The 14,118-nt window shown below is 73.2% G+C and carries 7 protein-coding genes; 4 read left to right on the forward strand and 3 right to left on the reverse strand.

Annotated features, from left to right (window positions below):
- Nucleotides 1–57: 57 nt before the first annotated feature.
- The 3 genes from RBL05_RS10390 to RBL05_RS10400 are packed head-to-tail and all read right to left on the reverse strand — an operon-like array spanning nucleotide 58 to nucleotide 7,122.
- Nucleotides 58–2,928: a hypothetical protein gene (locus tag RBL05_RS10390; protein WP_308739553.1), complete on the reverse strand. Its 2,871-nt coding sequence runs from the start codon at nucleotides 2,926–2,928 to the stop codon at nucleotides 58–60.
- A gap of 55 nt (nucleotides 2,929–2,983) precedes the next feature.
- On the reverse strand, nucleotides 2,984–4,732 hold the full coding sequence (gene murJ / locus RBL05_RS10395) for a murein biosynthesis integral membrane protein MurJ (protein ID WP_308739552.1): 1,749 nt from the start codon (nucleotides 4,730–4,732) through the stop codon (nucleotides 2,984–2,986).
- Entirely contained in the window at nucleotides 4,729–7,122 is a 2,394-nt protein-coding gene (locus tag RBL05_RS10400) for a DUF6049 family protein (RefSeq protein ID WP_308739551.1), read from the reverse strand. Before RBL05_RS10400 ends, murJ begins: the two co-directional genes overlap by 4 nt.
- A gap of 96 nt (nucleotides 7,123–7,218) precedes the next feature.
- Here RBL05_RS10400 and RBL05_RS10405 point away from each other — a divergent pair, with 96 nt between their 5' ends.
- The 4 genes from RBL05_RS10405 (at nucleotide 7,219) to RBL05_RS10420 (ending at nucleotide 14,118) form a co-directional block, all read left to right on the forward strand.
- A complete protein-coding gene (locus RBL05_RS10405) occupies nucleotides 7,219–8,697 on the forward strand; it encodes a CCA tRNA nucleotidyltransferase (protein ID WP_412523762.1) in 1,479 nt (492 codons plus the stop codon).
- Between the two features lie 171 nt (nucleotides 8,698–8,868).
- Nucleotides 8,869–11,505, forward strand: coding sequence for a transglycosylase domain-containing protein (locus RBL05_RS10410; protein ID WP_308739550.1), 2,637 nt, complete (start codon nucleotides 8,869–8,871; stop codon nucleotides 11,503–11,505).
- 2 nt (nucleotides 11,506–11,507) lie between these two features.
- Nucleotides 11,508–11,720, forward strand: coding sequence for a hypothetical protein (locus tag RBL05_RS10415; protein ID WP_062946931.1), 213 nt, complete (start codon nucleotides 11,508–11,510; stop codon nucleotides 11,718–11,720).
- 181 nt (nucleotides 11,721–11,901) lie between these two features.
- Complete coding sequence (locus tag RBL05_RS10420) at nucleotides 11,902–14,118, forward strand: catalase (RefSeq protein ID WP_308739549.1); 2,217 nt, start codon at nucleotides 11,902–11,904, stop codon at nucleotides 14,116–14,118.

Consider the following 14,118-nt stretch of genomic DNA (forward strand, 5'->3'; position numbering starts at 1 on the left):
ATGCGCGGCCTGCCGGGGCCCCCACGTCGTGCAGGGCCCCGGCGCACAGTGCGGGGGTCATCCGACCTGGATCTCCGCGATGCGGGCGCGGTAGCGGCCCTGCTCGTTGCTGTCCGGCGGCAGCTCCGGGATCCACAGCGCGACCTTGTCGGCCTCGACGGGCTCCGGGGTCTCCAGCAGCACCTCGCCGTCGCCGGCGAGCTCGCCGCTGGCGAGCACGTCGCCGAGGGAGCCGTCGTCGTGCACGGCCCGCAGCTCGATCAGCCCGCCGGTGTTGCGCGCGGTGGTGACCTTGACGCTCCTGAGCGTGGACTGCTCGGCGAAGGTCAGGCGCACGCCCGCACCCTCCTTGAGACCGCCGTAGTCGGCGCTCTGGTAGTGCTTGGTCGACCAGAAGGTCCCCGGGTCGCCGTCGGTCATGCGGTCCTGCTGATCGGCGTTGTCGGGCTCGAGGTCGGTGCCCTGGGTGAACACCTCGACGCCGGTGAGCTCGGGGGCGGGCAGCTCCGGCTCCTCCGTGTCCGTCGGGGTCGGCTCGGCGGGCGCCTCGCCGGTGTCCTCCTCGACTGGGGCGCTGGTCTGGGGCGTGGCGGTCGCCAGCGGGTCGGCGATGATCTCGCGGAGGTCGCGGGTGATCGCGGTGACCGCGAAGACCAGCGCGAGCATCACCACGATGACGCCGCCGACGACGATCCACTGCGACTGCAGGGAGCGCTTCTCCCGGTCCCGGGGGCCGAGGGCGAAGGTGTCCGGATCGTCGGCGTCGACGGCGACGCCGACCACGTCGCGCAGCAGGGAGCCGCGCGAGTGCGGGACCGTCGTCTCCTCGGGGGTCTCGTCCAGGTAGGAGGTGCGGCGGCCCTGGACCACGATCGGGCCGGTCTCATGGGCTGCGGGGCCTGCGGCGGCGCCGACGGCGGGCATCGCCGCGGTGGGCTCGTCCTCGCCCGCGGTCCCGCTCTGCTCCGCGGCGCTGGCCTGCTGGGGAGCGACCGACGGGGTGGGGGCGGCATGGTCCGCCGTCGGCGCGATCGCGCCGACCCCCGGCTGCTCGGCGCGCCCGTCGCTGCCCGCGGGCGAACCGGCGGGGCTCAGCGGCCAGTGCGTCCCCGAGGTGCGCGAGGGGATCTGCTGCGTCGCCTCGGGCTCGGCCGACGCGGACTGCCCGGCCGACGGGGACTGCGCTGCGGCGGCGCCTGCGGCTCCCGCTGCGCCGGCCGCTCCGACGAGGCCCGCCGCGGCCGGCGCACCGGTTCCCGACACGGCGGAGTCCTGCTCCGCGTCGGTCGCCTGGGCGGCCTCCGCCTGGGGCCGACGGGGCTGGGTGATGTCGAGGTGGCCCGGGAATGGGCTGGTGCCCCGCTTCTCGTCGAGATGCAGGTCCTTCACGAGGGTCGCGGCCGCCGCGGAGTGGTCCTCCCGCGGCGCCGCAGGGCTCTCCCCGGAGGTCTCCGCAGGCGTCTCCTCGCCGGCAGGGGCGTCCTGGCTCGAGGAGGAGCCGTCCTCAGTGGACAGCTCCTCGTCCGTGGTGGCTGCGCTCGCAGCGGGGACGGAAGCGTTCTCGCTCGCCGCGGCCTGCGCCTTGTCGGGTCGAGCGGCCGCCGACTGCACGTCGACGACCTGCTCCGCGCCTGCGCGCTCCGCGGAGTCGTCGACGGGTGGAAGGGCCGGCGTCCTCTCGCCGACGTCGCCCGGCTCCACGTCAGCAGGTCCGGCGTCGTCAGGGCCGTTCTCGGTCGAGGCAGCATCAGCCGAGGTGGCATCGGTCGAAGCGGGGCCGACGGCGCGATCAGCGGCGCCGGCATCGCCGGCGCCGTCCGCATCCGGGAGGGAGCCGGCGTCGCCACCGGTCGTCACCCCGGCACCCGCGCCCGAAGGCCCCTGCGCCGCCGACGTGCCTGCGGCCGCGGCTGCACCCGCCGCCGCTCCGGCAGCCCCTGCGGCGACGGCCGGGCCCGCGGCGCCCCGCTCCTCGTCCTCGCGCGCGGCCTGGGACGCGGCCTCCGCCTCGGCCTCCTGGTGATCGCCGCCGCCCGAGGCCGCGCTGGCGCCCGAGGCAGCGCGGTCGGCCGGTGCTTCTCCGGCGCCGGACGCGTCGCCGCCTGCGGTGCCGCGCGGATACGCCTCGAAGGTCACCGGGATGGACTGCCACGGCTCGAGCGCCTCGATCAGCCCGCGGGTGGTCTCGGGGATGTCGTCGGCGGACTCGTTGAGCACCAGGTCGCACAGCAGGTCGAGGTCCGCGGGGATGTCGGTGTCCACCAGCGTCGAGGGCCGCGGCACGGTGCCGGTGCCGTCGTGCTGGGGGGTGCGGCCCGTGAGCGCCCGGTAGAGCAGCGCGACCAGCGCCGCGGTGTCCTGGAAGGAGGCGACCTCCCGGGAGCGGTCCAGACCGGGGTGCGAGGCGGCCTCGACGCCGATGCCGAGGATGTGCACGCCGCCGGAGCGGGTGTCGACGAAGACGCGGTTGGAGTCGAGGAACTGATGGCGCACGCCGCGGCGCCTCGCGGCCTCGAGACCGGTCGCCGCCTCGCCGATGATCGCGCGCGCCGTCTCGGGGTGCATCGGACCATCGGTCAGCAGCGCCGCGAGCGGCGGGGCGGGAGGCATGGGGTACTCCACGACCGTCGTCGGCCCGTCCTCGGGCGCGCCGGTCGCGGTGGTGTCGGACTCCTCCCGGGGGTCGTCGAGCACGACGATCTCCCGGACGGGCAGCAGACGGGGCTCCTCGACGAGATAGGCGCGGCGCACCGCATCGGCCGCCTCGAGCGCGGCCTCGCCGCGGACGATGAACAGCACCACGGACTCGCCGGTCGCGACGGAGCGAGCGCGGCGCCAGACGGCGCCGTCGGCCACACCGGACAGCGGGATCCTGCCCTCGAGGGTCCACCTCGCGTGCAGTGCATCCTGCTCGGGGTTCGTGCTCACGGACCCTCCCTCTCCTCGTCCGGCGGGTCGGTGCCCGTCATCTGCGTCGACCATGCTACGAGGTCGCCCCCGCTCCGCGACGGCGCAGCCTCAGGACCAGGCGTCGCGTCGTGCCGACCAGCTGGCGCACCTCCGGCACGCGCAGCACGTGCCCCGCCGCCGTGAACACCACGATCATCACCGCGCCGATCACCATGCCGAGCACCACCGCGAGCGCGCGGTGCTGCCAGATCAGGCCGTCGAGCAGGGCCACGAGGCCCGTGCCGGCCGCCCAGCTCACCGCGCCGGCGGCGATCAGCTTCCCGAGCAGCAGCGCCTCGGCGCGCAGGCTCGGCGGCGCCACCTCGTGCCGTGCCGCGTGCCGGCGCAGCTGCCACAGACCGAACAGCCAGGCCAGCAGGTTGCCGAGGCTGGTCGCGCCCGCCGCGCTGATCGCCGCGTACTGCGGATCCACGAGCGTGAGGATCACCGGCACGGAGATCAGCGTGACCGCGGCGATCGGGATCTGCGCGAGGAACGGGGTGCGCGCATCCTCGTAGGCGTAGAACAGCCGCTTGATCAGGTACAGGGACGCGAAGGGCATGAGCCCCAGCATGTAGGCGACCAGCACGCTGCCGTTGGCGCGGGCGCCGATCTCGCCGGTGCCGCCGCCGATCACCCACATGATCGGCCCGGACAGCGCGACGAACACTGCCGTGCACAGCACCATCGGCACCGACAGCATCCGGTTGGTGTCCGTGTAGCGGGCCAGCGCCCCGGCATGGTCCTCCGCGGCGGCGCTGCGGGAGATGGACGGGAACGCGGCGGTGACCAGGGTGACCGCGATGATGCCCTGCGGGATCATGAACGCGAGATAGGCCCACTCCAGGGTCAGCAGCGCCGGATAGCGGGCCGCGAGCTCGGGTTGGCCCTGCAGCTGCTCGGTCATCCGCACCGCGCCGCCGGTCGCCCAGCGGGACGCCCAGATGCCCAGCTGCCCGAGCCCCAGCATCGCCAGCGACCACAGCCCGATCCGGGAGAGCTTGCCGAGCCCCAGGCCGCGCAGCCCCCACTTCGGGCGCAGACGCAGGTCGAGCTTCTTGACGTACCAGAACAGGAACACGACCTGCGCCGCGGAGCCGCCGACGTTGATCAGCGCCATCGCCGCGATCATCGGGATCGTCCACTGCGCGGGATCGCCGACGGTGCCCCACAGACCCAGGAACAGCGCCGCCCCGACGATGCCGACGAGGTTGTTGAGCACCGGCGCCCACTGGTACGGGCCGAATGAGTCGTGGGCGTTCAGCAGCTGCCCGCACATCACGTACAGGGCCGAGAAGAAGATCTGCGGCATCATCCAGTAGCCCAGCTGGACCGCGAGCGCATAGGTCGCCGGCGGCAGCACGCCGCTGGTGAGGGTGAGCAGCAGCGGCACCGCCACCATGCACACGACGGTCACGCCGAGGGACAGCACCGCGACCAGGGTCATCAGGCGCGAGATGTAGTCGCTGCCGCGGTCGGGCCGTTTCACGGCGCGCACGATCGCGGGCACCAGGATCGCGTTCAGGGTGCCGCCGCCCACGAGCAGCCAGATGGTGTTGGGCAGGGTGTTCGCGGCGGAGAAGGCGTTGGCCGCCGAGGACATGGAGCCGCCGAGGATCGCGCCGAACAGGAAGTTCCGCACGAAGCCGAGCAGGCGGGAGACCATCGAGCCCGAGGCCATGAGCACGCTCGCCTGCAGCAGCCGCGAGCGGCTGGAGGGGCTGCCGTGGCGGCGATGGCGGGGAATGTGATGAACCCTGTGGACCCGGCGGGTGGTGCTCATCGGGGGTCCTCCTCGGGGGTGTCGTCGGGGGCTGTGGCGTCGTCGGAGTCGGGATCGTCGGCCGGGTCCGGGGCGCGGTGCCTCGCCCGCTCGACCCAGGCCCGCTCCGGCACCGAGGTGTCCAGCGTGGTGCGGCCCGTGCGGGCGAGCTCCTCCGGGTCCTCGGGGCCCCGGATCGCGGGGGCGCGGGTGCTGGAGCCGGTGCGGCGCGCGCGGGCGACGCCGACGACGACCAGCAGGCCCATCGCGATCACCAGCAGGAGCGTGGTCCAGTTCTCCCACGACGGGTTCACCGTCAGCGGCACGTCGACGGGGTCGGTCAGCTGCCGGTCGTCCTCGGTGGTGAGGGCGGTGGTGAGGGTGACGGAGCCGTTGGCGATCGCCGTCACGTCCACGCTCGCGGTGGTCTGGCCGTGCGCCGGGACCGTGACCACGGCCGGCTCCCCGACCTGGACCAGAGGCCGGTCGGAGGTGACCGTGACCTTCACCGTGATCGGCGTGTCCAGGCCGTTGGTGATCGTGATCGGCACGGCCGCGGAGTCGGAGACGACGTTGTAGCCGGAGGCGGGGACCACCTGGATCCGGTCCTGCAGGGCGTCGGCCCGCTCGGAGGCGTCCTGCGCCCGCGCGGCCGGGGTCTCGGGGTCGTCGCGCCAGGCGACGGAGGTCGCACCGAGGATCTCGCGTCGCGCGGCGTCCAGCGGGGCGTCGTCCTCCATCGCCGCGCCGAGCGCGTCGAGCCGGCGCCAGGTGCCCTCGAGGTCCTCGAGGACCGCCGGGTCCGGTGCCTGCGCCTCGACCGTCTCCTCGAGCACCCGCCAGGTGCCGTCGTCGGTCGGGCCGCTGGGATGCACGTCCTCGTCCTGCAGCCGGCCGAGGGCGTACGGCTCCTCGCCGTCGGCGCTCGGGTCGGTGGTCCAGGCCTGCTGGTCCGCGGTGTCCAGCAGCGTCGAGGTGCGGCCCGACTCGATCCACGGCGCCTCGGCGAGGGCGTCGAGCACCGACCCGGCGGCCGCGGGGTCGAGGTCCTTCCCGGCCGACGGGGAGATCAGCAGGTGGCGGGGCGCGTCGGTGTACTCGGAGGCGATCGTGGCGGTCTCGGCGAGCAGCCGCTGACGGGTCTGCTCCGCGTCCGAGTTCCCGGTCAGCTGCGAGAACTCCCCGGAGAGCACGGGATCCGGGGCGAGCACGGAGAGCTGCGCGCCCTCGGTGCGGGAGGACTCGTACACGCCCACCGAGCTCGGGGTCACCGCGGAGCTCGGGTCGGGGCGCAGCGAGCTGGAGGGCACCACGGCCGCGGTCGCGCCGACCTCGATCATGTCCTCGAGGGCCTCGGCATCCGCCTCTGCGCCGGGGACGCCGAGGACCTGGGCGCGGGGGGAGATGCCGCGGGCCTCCCACACCCCGTCGGCCGCGTCCCGGGCGGCGCCCTCGAGCAGCAGCGCCCCGGACTCCCGCAGGCTCACCAGATCGGCGCCCGCGTAGGGGGCGGCGAGCACGGTGCGCTCGCCGACGGCGGCGTCGAGCTCGTCGGCGATCGCGGTGGATGCCGGGTCGGGGCGGAGCGCGGAGGAGGCCGCGGACCCCTCGCCGTCCTGCCCCTCCTCGCCATCGGCCGCGGGCTCGGGCAGGGTCGGCGGATCCATCAGCGCGGGATCCAGCCACCAGTCGACGTCCTCGCGGGCGGCGAGGGCCCGCAGAGCGTCGAGCCGCCCCTGCTCGGCGGAGGCCGCGTGCTCCTCCGGGGCGAGCACCGCGGAGGCGGCGTCGGCCTCGGACAGCGGCAGCAGCGTGGACTGGGTGATTCTCGCGTCGGCGCCGTCGGGGCGCCACACCGCGAAGGTGCGCAGGCCCGCGAGGGGCTCGTCGTCCGCGACGGCGGTGAGGGAGACGCGGCGGGTCCCCCAGTAGTAGGTCTCCTCCGAGTAGCCGAGCTGCTCGGCGGTGGCCTCGACGACCAGGGTGGTGCTCTCTCCGGGCGCGAGGCTCGCGGGCGGGGTCCCGGAGGAGGTGGCGATCGCCGGGCCCTCGGTGTCGGGGGCGGTGTCCGCCTGCCAGCTCGCGAGGACCTCCCGGTCGGTGACCCGGGAGCTGCGGGTGCGCAGCTCGAGGTCGAGGTCCGTCAGCGGTTCGGAGGAGGCGTTGATCACCTCGACCTCGGCCCGCAGCGTGCCGCCGGGGGCGAGGGAGGTGGGGGTCAATGAGACGAGGTCCATGGTCACCGGTGCGTCCTCGGCCGGGACGGGCGGGGCCGACGGGCTCGCCGCGGGCGCGGCCTGCGCCGCCGGGAGAAGGGTTGCCGGGCCGCTGACCAGCACTGACGAGGCGATGACCAGCACCGTCAGCAGTGCCGCGAGCACCGGGCGCGCGGCGGGAAGGGACGACGGCATGGGGACACTGTAAGCGGCCGCTACCGTAGAGGCCCCGAGGAGGCGCGCCCGCCTCCACGACATCTCCATCCCCTCCTCCCCCGGACAGGACCGCCCGTGACCGACCCCGCCGACGAGACCGCCGAGCGCCTCGCGACCGCCCGCACCCGTGCCGCCTCGATGTTCCGGGCGCTGCCCGAGGAGGTCCACGAGCTGGGCAGGCTGTTCGAGGCCGCCGGCCACGAGCTCGCCCTGGTGGGCGGGCCGGTGCGGGACGCGGTGCTGGGCCGCTCGAGCGCCGACCTCGACTTCACCACCTCCGCCCGCCCCGAGCAGACCGAGGCGATCCTCCGCTCCTGGACGCGGGACGGCGCGATCTGGGACATGGGGCGCGACTTCGGCACCCTCGGCGGGGTGCGCGACGGGGTGAAGGTCGAGATCACGACCTATCGCACCGAGTCCTACGACCCGGCCTCCCGCAAGCCGCAGGTCGAGTACGGCGATACCCTCGAAGGCGATCTCTCGCGCCGCGACTTCACCGTCAACGCGATGGCGGTGCGCCTGCCCTCCCTCGAGCTGGTCGACCCCTTCGACGGGCTCGCCGACCTCGCCCGCACCCTGCTGCGCACCCCGGTCGCGCCCGGGCAGTCCTTCGACGACGACCCGCTGCGGATGATGCGCGCGGTCCGCTTCGTCGCCCAGCTCGGCTTCCGCATCGAGGACGCCACAGCCGACGCGATCGAGCGGCTCGCCGAGCGGATCACCATCGTCTCCGCCGAGCGGGTGCGGGAGGAGCTCGTGAAGCTCATGCTCGGCGCCCACCCCCGCGGCGGCCTCGAGCTGATGACCGAGCTTGGCCTTGCCGCGCACGTGCTGCCCGAGCTGCCGGCCCTGCAGCTCGAGATCGACGAGCACCACCACCACAAGGACGTCTACGAGCACACCCTCACCGTGCTCGACCAGGCCATCGACCTCGAGAGCCCTGCCGGCTCGGGAGGCCCCTGCGAGAGCCCGGACCTGGTGCTGCGCCTCGCCGCGCTCATGCACGACGTGGGCAAGCCGGCCACGCGCCGCTTCGAGGACGGCGGCGCGGTGACCTTCCGCTTCCACGAGACCGTCGGCGCGAAGATGACCGCGAAGCGGATGAAGGCCCTGACCTTCGACAAGGACACCACCAAGAAGGTGGCGCGCCTGGTGGAGCTGCACCTGCGCTTCCACGGCTACGTCGACTCCCCATGGACCGACTCCGCCGTGCGCCGCTATGTCACCGACGCCGGCGACCTGCTGCAGCACCTCCACCGTCTCACCCGCGCCGACGTCACCACCCGCAACAAGCGCAAGGCCCGCACCCTCGCCCGCGCCTACGACGAGCTCGAGGCCCGCATCGACCATCTCGCCGAGCAGGAGGAGATCGGGCGGATCCGTCCCGACCTCGACGGCAACCGGATCATGGAGATCCTCGACCTGCCGCCCGGCCGCGAGGTGGGCGAGGCGTACAAGCATCTGCTCGAGCTGCGGATGGAGCACGGTCCGCTCGGCGAGGAGCGCGCCGAGCAGGAGCTGCGTGCCTGGTGGGAGGCCCGGACCGAGGGGTAGGGCGCTCGGCGCGTCGCCCGGGGGCGGTGTGAGCGAGGCCGCACGGCTCGTGCACACCCTGTGTGTTTCGCCGCCGGATCGTTCCGTCGGGACCGGGAGCGTGCTCATACTGGGGAGCTGGACGCTGCGGCGCCCTCATCCGTCCATGCCCCCGAAGGACCAGGAGCAGCCATGAGCGAGTCCCGACGCCCGTCGAGCGGCGGCGGCAACCGCCGCGCCGCGGGTGTGCGCCGCACGCCTTCGGGGAAGCGCACGCCCTCGGGAAAGTCCGCCGCGGGCGGCGCCGCCAAGGGCAGCAGCCGCAGCGGCTCCTCGAAGAGCACCGGCAGCGCCAAGGGCACCAGCCGCACCTCGTCGAAGGGGACCTCCGGCGCAAGGACAGGCGCCGCCGCCAGCACGTCGGCCGCCTCCGCGAGCTCCGCGAAGCGCCCCACCTCCCGCACCTCCGTGAGCGCCCGCCACGCCGGCGCCGCCCCGAAGGGCGCGGGGAAGGGTCGCGGGAAGAAGGTCGCGGCGACGAACTTCCTGAACTACCCCCGCGCCGGGAAGAAGAACCCCTGGCGCTGGATTCCCTCGCTGCGCATGATCGTCGGCGCCATGGCGCTGTTCGTGCTGGCCGGGCTCGGCTTCGCGGTGTGGCTGTACAACGACACCGAGGTGCCCGAGCCCTCCGACTTCGCCCTCGCCCAGACCTCCCGCGTCTACTTCGCCGACGGCGAGACCGAGATGGGCAAGTTCAGCGAGATCAACCGCACCGAGCTCCCGGCCGACGAGATCCCCGACAACGTCAAGCAGGCCGTCGTCGCGAGCGAGGACTCGAGCTTCTACGAGAACCGCGGCGTCTCCCCGCGCGGCATCGTCCGCGCCTTCGTCAACAACCTCCAGGGCGGGGCCCGCCAGGGAGGCTCCACCATCACCATGCAGTACGTGGAGCGGTACTACACCGGCACCGAGACCTCCTACGTCGGCAAGGCGAAGGAGGCGGTCATGGCGCTGAAGGCGGATCAGGAGCTCTCCAAGGACGAGATCCTCTCCCGCTACCTCAACACCATCTACTTCGGCCGCGGCGCCTACGGCGTGCAGGAGGCCTCCCAGGCCTACTTCGACAAGGACGCCTCCGAGCTCACCGACGCCGAGGCCGCGCTGCTGGTCGCGGTGATCCCGAGCCCCTCCACCTACGACCCCGCGAACGACCTCGAGGGCGCCACTCAGCTGTGGGACCGGGTGATCACCCGCCAGGTCGCCGAGGAGCAGATGACCCCCGCCGAGGCGGACGCCCTCGAGTTCCCGAAGACGGTCGAGCCGAACTCCGAGAACTCCCTCGGCGGCACCAACGGCTATCTCCTGTCGCAGGTGCGCAACGAGCTGATCGCCGAGGGCTTCACCGAGGACGAGATCAACACCGGCGGCTTCACCATCGTCTCCACGATCGACCCCGCGATCCAGGAGAACACCGTCCAGGCCGTCGAGAAACTGCCCGAGGATCGGCCCGAGAACAACCGCGTGGGCACCGTGACGATGGACCCCTCCACCGGCGCGATCCGCGGCATGTACGGCGGCGCGGACTACGTCACCCAGGCGCAGAACGACGCCACCCAGTCCCGCATGCAGGCCGGGTCGATCTTCAAGACCTTCACCCTGATCGCCGCGCTCGAGGACGGCTACCCGCTGGACTCCCGCTGGGACGGCAACTCGCCGAAGACCTTCCGCGGCGGCTGGACGGTGAAGAACTTCAATGACACCGACTACGGACGGGTCACCCTCGAGACGGCGACCACCAACTCGATCAACACCGCCTATGCGGAGGCGAACCTCGAGATCGGCCCCGAGCGGACCCAGCAGACCGCGATCTCCCTGGGCCTGCCGGAGGACACCCCGGGCCTGACCGACGACGCCGCGAACGTGCTCGGCTCCGCCTCCCCGACGGTCGCGGAGATGGCCGAGGTGTACGGCTCGATCGCGTCCGGCGGTGTGCACCGCGACAGCTACGTCGTGCAGTCCGTGACCCGGCCCGACGGCTCCTCGCGCTACGAGCACGAGACCACGGACACCCAGGGCATGGACGAGGAGGTCGCGATCAACGCGACCGTCGCCCTGCAGGGCCCGCCCACCCAGGGCTCCGCGCGCGACCTGCAGAACGTCATGGGCGGCCGCCCGGTCGCCGGCAAGACCGGCACCTCCGAGCGGTTCCGCTCGGCCTGGTTCGTGGGCTTCACCCCGCAGCTGGTCACCGCCGTGGGCATGTTCCAGCCCTCGGCCGACGGCACCTCAGAGGAGACCCTGACCCCCTTCGGCGGGGAGCAGAACATCACCGGCGGCACCTTCCCCACCCAGATCTGGGGCGACATCATGTCGACCTCCCTGGAGGGCGAGGAGTACCTCGAGTTCCCCGAGGAGGTGCAGCTGGACAACGAGACGCAGGAGCGCAGCTACGTCCCGCCGCCCACGCAGGAGCCCGAGCCGACCCAGGCCCCGGAGCCGACGCAGGAGGAGCCCAGCGAGGAGCCCACCACGGAGGAGCCCACCACCGAGGAACCGACGACGGAGGAGCCCACGACCGAGGAGCCGACCACGGAGGAGCCGACGACGGAGGAGCCCGAGCCCACCGAGGAGCCCTCGTCGGAGGAGCCGCCCGCGGACGAGGAGCCTCCTGCGGACCAGCCCACCGAGGAGCCGTCGGCCGACGAGCAGGGTGGCGACGAGGAGGCCGACGCCGGTCTCCCCGAGGTCGAGGACCTGCTGCCCGGCGAGGGCCAGGGGGCCGGAGGCGGCCGCGAGGGCCGCAGCGGCAGCCGAGAAGGGGACTGACTGTGGCCGCCCGCTGCGAGCAGTGCCGCAACCGGATCCGCGGGAGGGTGCACCGCTCGATCACGGGCCGTCGACTGTGCGAGAGCTGCCACACCCGCCTGATGGGGCAGACCGCCGGCTTCATGGCCGGCGGCGGCGTCCCGAACGCGATCTCCACCGGAGGCTGGTTCGCCCGTGCCAAGCGCGCCATGCGCGGAAACCGGTCGAAGGGCTGATCGCGAGGTCGGCCAGGCAGGCGCCTGCTGATCTCCTCGGACCGATCGGCCCGGCCGCACGGACCGATCGTTCTGCGCAGTGCCCTGCACGAACGCTCGGGCGACTGTCGGTCCGCCGCGTGCACGCCTACCGTGACCTGCGTCAGCGATGACCCGCGCGAGCCCCCCGAGGAGACACGTCATGACCCCTCCGAAGAAGACCCCGACCCCAGCTCCCGGCCGACCCGGCAGCCGCCCGCCCCAGCTCGAGGAGCCGACCACACCGGACGGGCCCCTCCCGCCGAAGCCCGATCAGCAGGGTGCGCAGCCGCGCACGCCCACCGGCGCCGAGCCGGGACCGGCGCACAGCACGAACGCCCAGCAGGGCGCCTTCCTGACCACCTCGCAGGGAGCGCGGCTGCGCGACACCGACCACTCGCTGAAGGCGGGAAGACGCGGCCCCGTGCTGCTGCAGGACCACCACCTGCGCGAGAAGATCACCCACTTCGACCACGAGCGGATCCCCGAACGAGTGGTCCACGCCCGCGGCGCCGCCGCCCACGGCGTTTTCGAGGGGTACGGCACCGCGGAGCCCGTGTGCCGCGCCGGATTCCTCGCCAAGGGGAAGCGCACCGAGGTGTTCACCCGCTTCTCCACCGTCGTCGGCTCGCGCGGCTCGATGGACACTGCCCGGGACACGCGCGGCTTCGCCACGAAGTTCTACACCGACGAGGGCACCTTCGACCTGGTCGCCAACAACATCCCGGTGTTCTTCATCCAGGACGGCATCAAGTTCCCCGACGTCGTCCACGCCGCCAAGCCCCATCCTGATCGGGAGATCCCCCAGGCCCAGAGCGCGCACGACACCTTCTGGGACTTCGTCTCCCTGCACACCGAGGCCCAGCACCACACCCTGTGGTTCATGGGCGACCGCGGCATCCCGCGCTCCTACCGGATGATGGAGGGCTTCGGGATCCACACCTTCCGGCTCGCGAACGCCGCCGGGGAGACCTCGCTGGTGAAGTTCCATTGGAAGCCTCAGCTCGGCGTGCACTCGCTGACCTGGGAGGAGGCGCAGCTCCTGGGCGGCAACGACCCGGACTTCCACCGCCGCGACCTCGCCGATGCGATCGAGTCCGCCGCCCACCCCAGCTGGGAGCTCGGGATCCAGGTGTTCCCCGACAACGAGGAGCAGAGCTTCGAGGGCATCGATCTGCTGGACCCCACGAAGTTCGTGCCCGAGGAGCTGGCGCCGGTGCAGCCCATCGGCCGGCTCACCCTGGACCGCAACCCCAGCAACTACTTCGCCGAGACCGAGCAGGTCGCCTTCAACCCCGGCCATCTGGTGCCGGGCATCGACGTCACCGATGATCCGCTGCTGCAGGTGCGGCTGTTCTCCTACGTCGACACCCAGCTCACCCGGCTCGGCGGGCCGAACTTCGCGCAGCTGCCGATCAACCGTGCGCACGCCCCGGTCAACGACATGCTCCGGGACGGCTACGGCCAGCAGGGCGACCACGCCGGTGTCGCGCCCTATCAGCCGAACTCCCTGGACGGGGGCTGCCCGTTCATGGCGGGCGAGATGGACGGCGCCTTCGAGGACCTGCCGGTCCGGGTGCCCGAGGGGGTGAAGGAGCGGGAGCTCTCGGCCACCTTCGAGGACCACTTCAGCCAGGCCCGCCTGTTCTGGCGCAGCATGACGCCGGTCGAGAAGGACCACATCGTCGACGCGTACTCCTTCGAGCTCGGCAAGTGCTACGAGAACACGATCAAGGAGCGCCAGCTGCAGAGCCTGGCGAACATCGACGGCGAGCTCTGCGCACGGGTCGCCTCGGCCCTCGGCCTGCCCGCCCCGGAGCCGACGGTCCCGGCCGACGGGTCCGAGGAGGGGCCGGCCACCAGCACACCGCTGTCCCAGCTCGGCGGCAGCTGGCCCGTCGACGGCAGGAAGATCGGCATCGTCGTCGACCCCGAGGCGGACAACGCGGGCCTGCTGGAGCTGCACGAGGCGATCGTCGCCGCCTCGATGACCCCGCTGGTCATTGCGCCCCGCGGCGGCGAGGTCGCCGGAGTGCCGGTGGCTCGCACGCTCGGCACCGCCGCCTCCGTCGAGGTGGACGCCCTGCTGCTCGCCGGCAACCCGCTCCTGGCCCCGGACTCCCGCCCGTCGGTGGACTCGAAGGCCGGCGCGCCCGGGAACGGCGAGGTCGAGCCGCGGGTGGGCAAGCTGATCGACGAGTGCTGGCGCCACGCGAAGGCGATCGGCGCCTGGGGCCCCGGCCGCGAGGCGCTCGAGGCGCGCACCGCCCCCGGCGGCGCAGGGCTCGTCGCCGGCGAGGACGGCGAGAGCGTGCTCGGCGAGATCATCGCCCTGCTCGGGAGCCACCGCGTCTGGGAGCGGTTCCCCGCGGGGGCCTGA

Origin of the sequence: Brachybacterium sp. GU-2, assembly GCF_030866705.2 — a bacterium.
GTDB lineage: Bacteria > Actinomycetota > Actinomycetes > Actinomycetales > Dermabacteraceae > Brachybacterium > Brachybacterium conglomeratum.

Bases quoted from the DNA above. Each gene is read 5' to 3' on its own strand.
- RBL05_RS10420 (WP_308739549.1), top strand. From the start codon at position 11,902: ATGACCCCTCCGAAGAAGACCCCGACCCCAGCTCCCGGCCGACCCGGC.
- RBL05_RS10400 (WP_308739551.1), bottom strand. From the start codon at position 7,122: ATGCCGTCGTCCCTTCCCGCCGCGCGCCCGGTGCTCGCGGCACTGCTG.
- RBL05_RS10410 (WP_308739550.1), top strand. From the start codon at position 8,869: ATGAGCGAGTCCCGACGCCCGTCGAGCGGCGGCGGCAACCGCCGCGCC.
- murJ (WP_308739552.1), bottom strand. From the start codon at position 4,732: ATGAGCACCACCCGCCGGGTCCACAGGGTTCATCACATTCCCCGCCAT.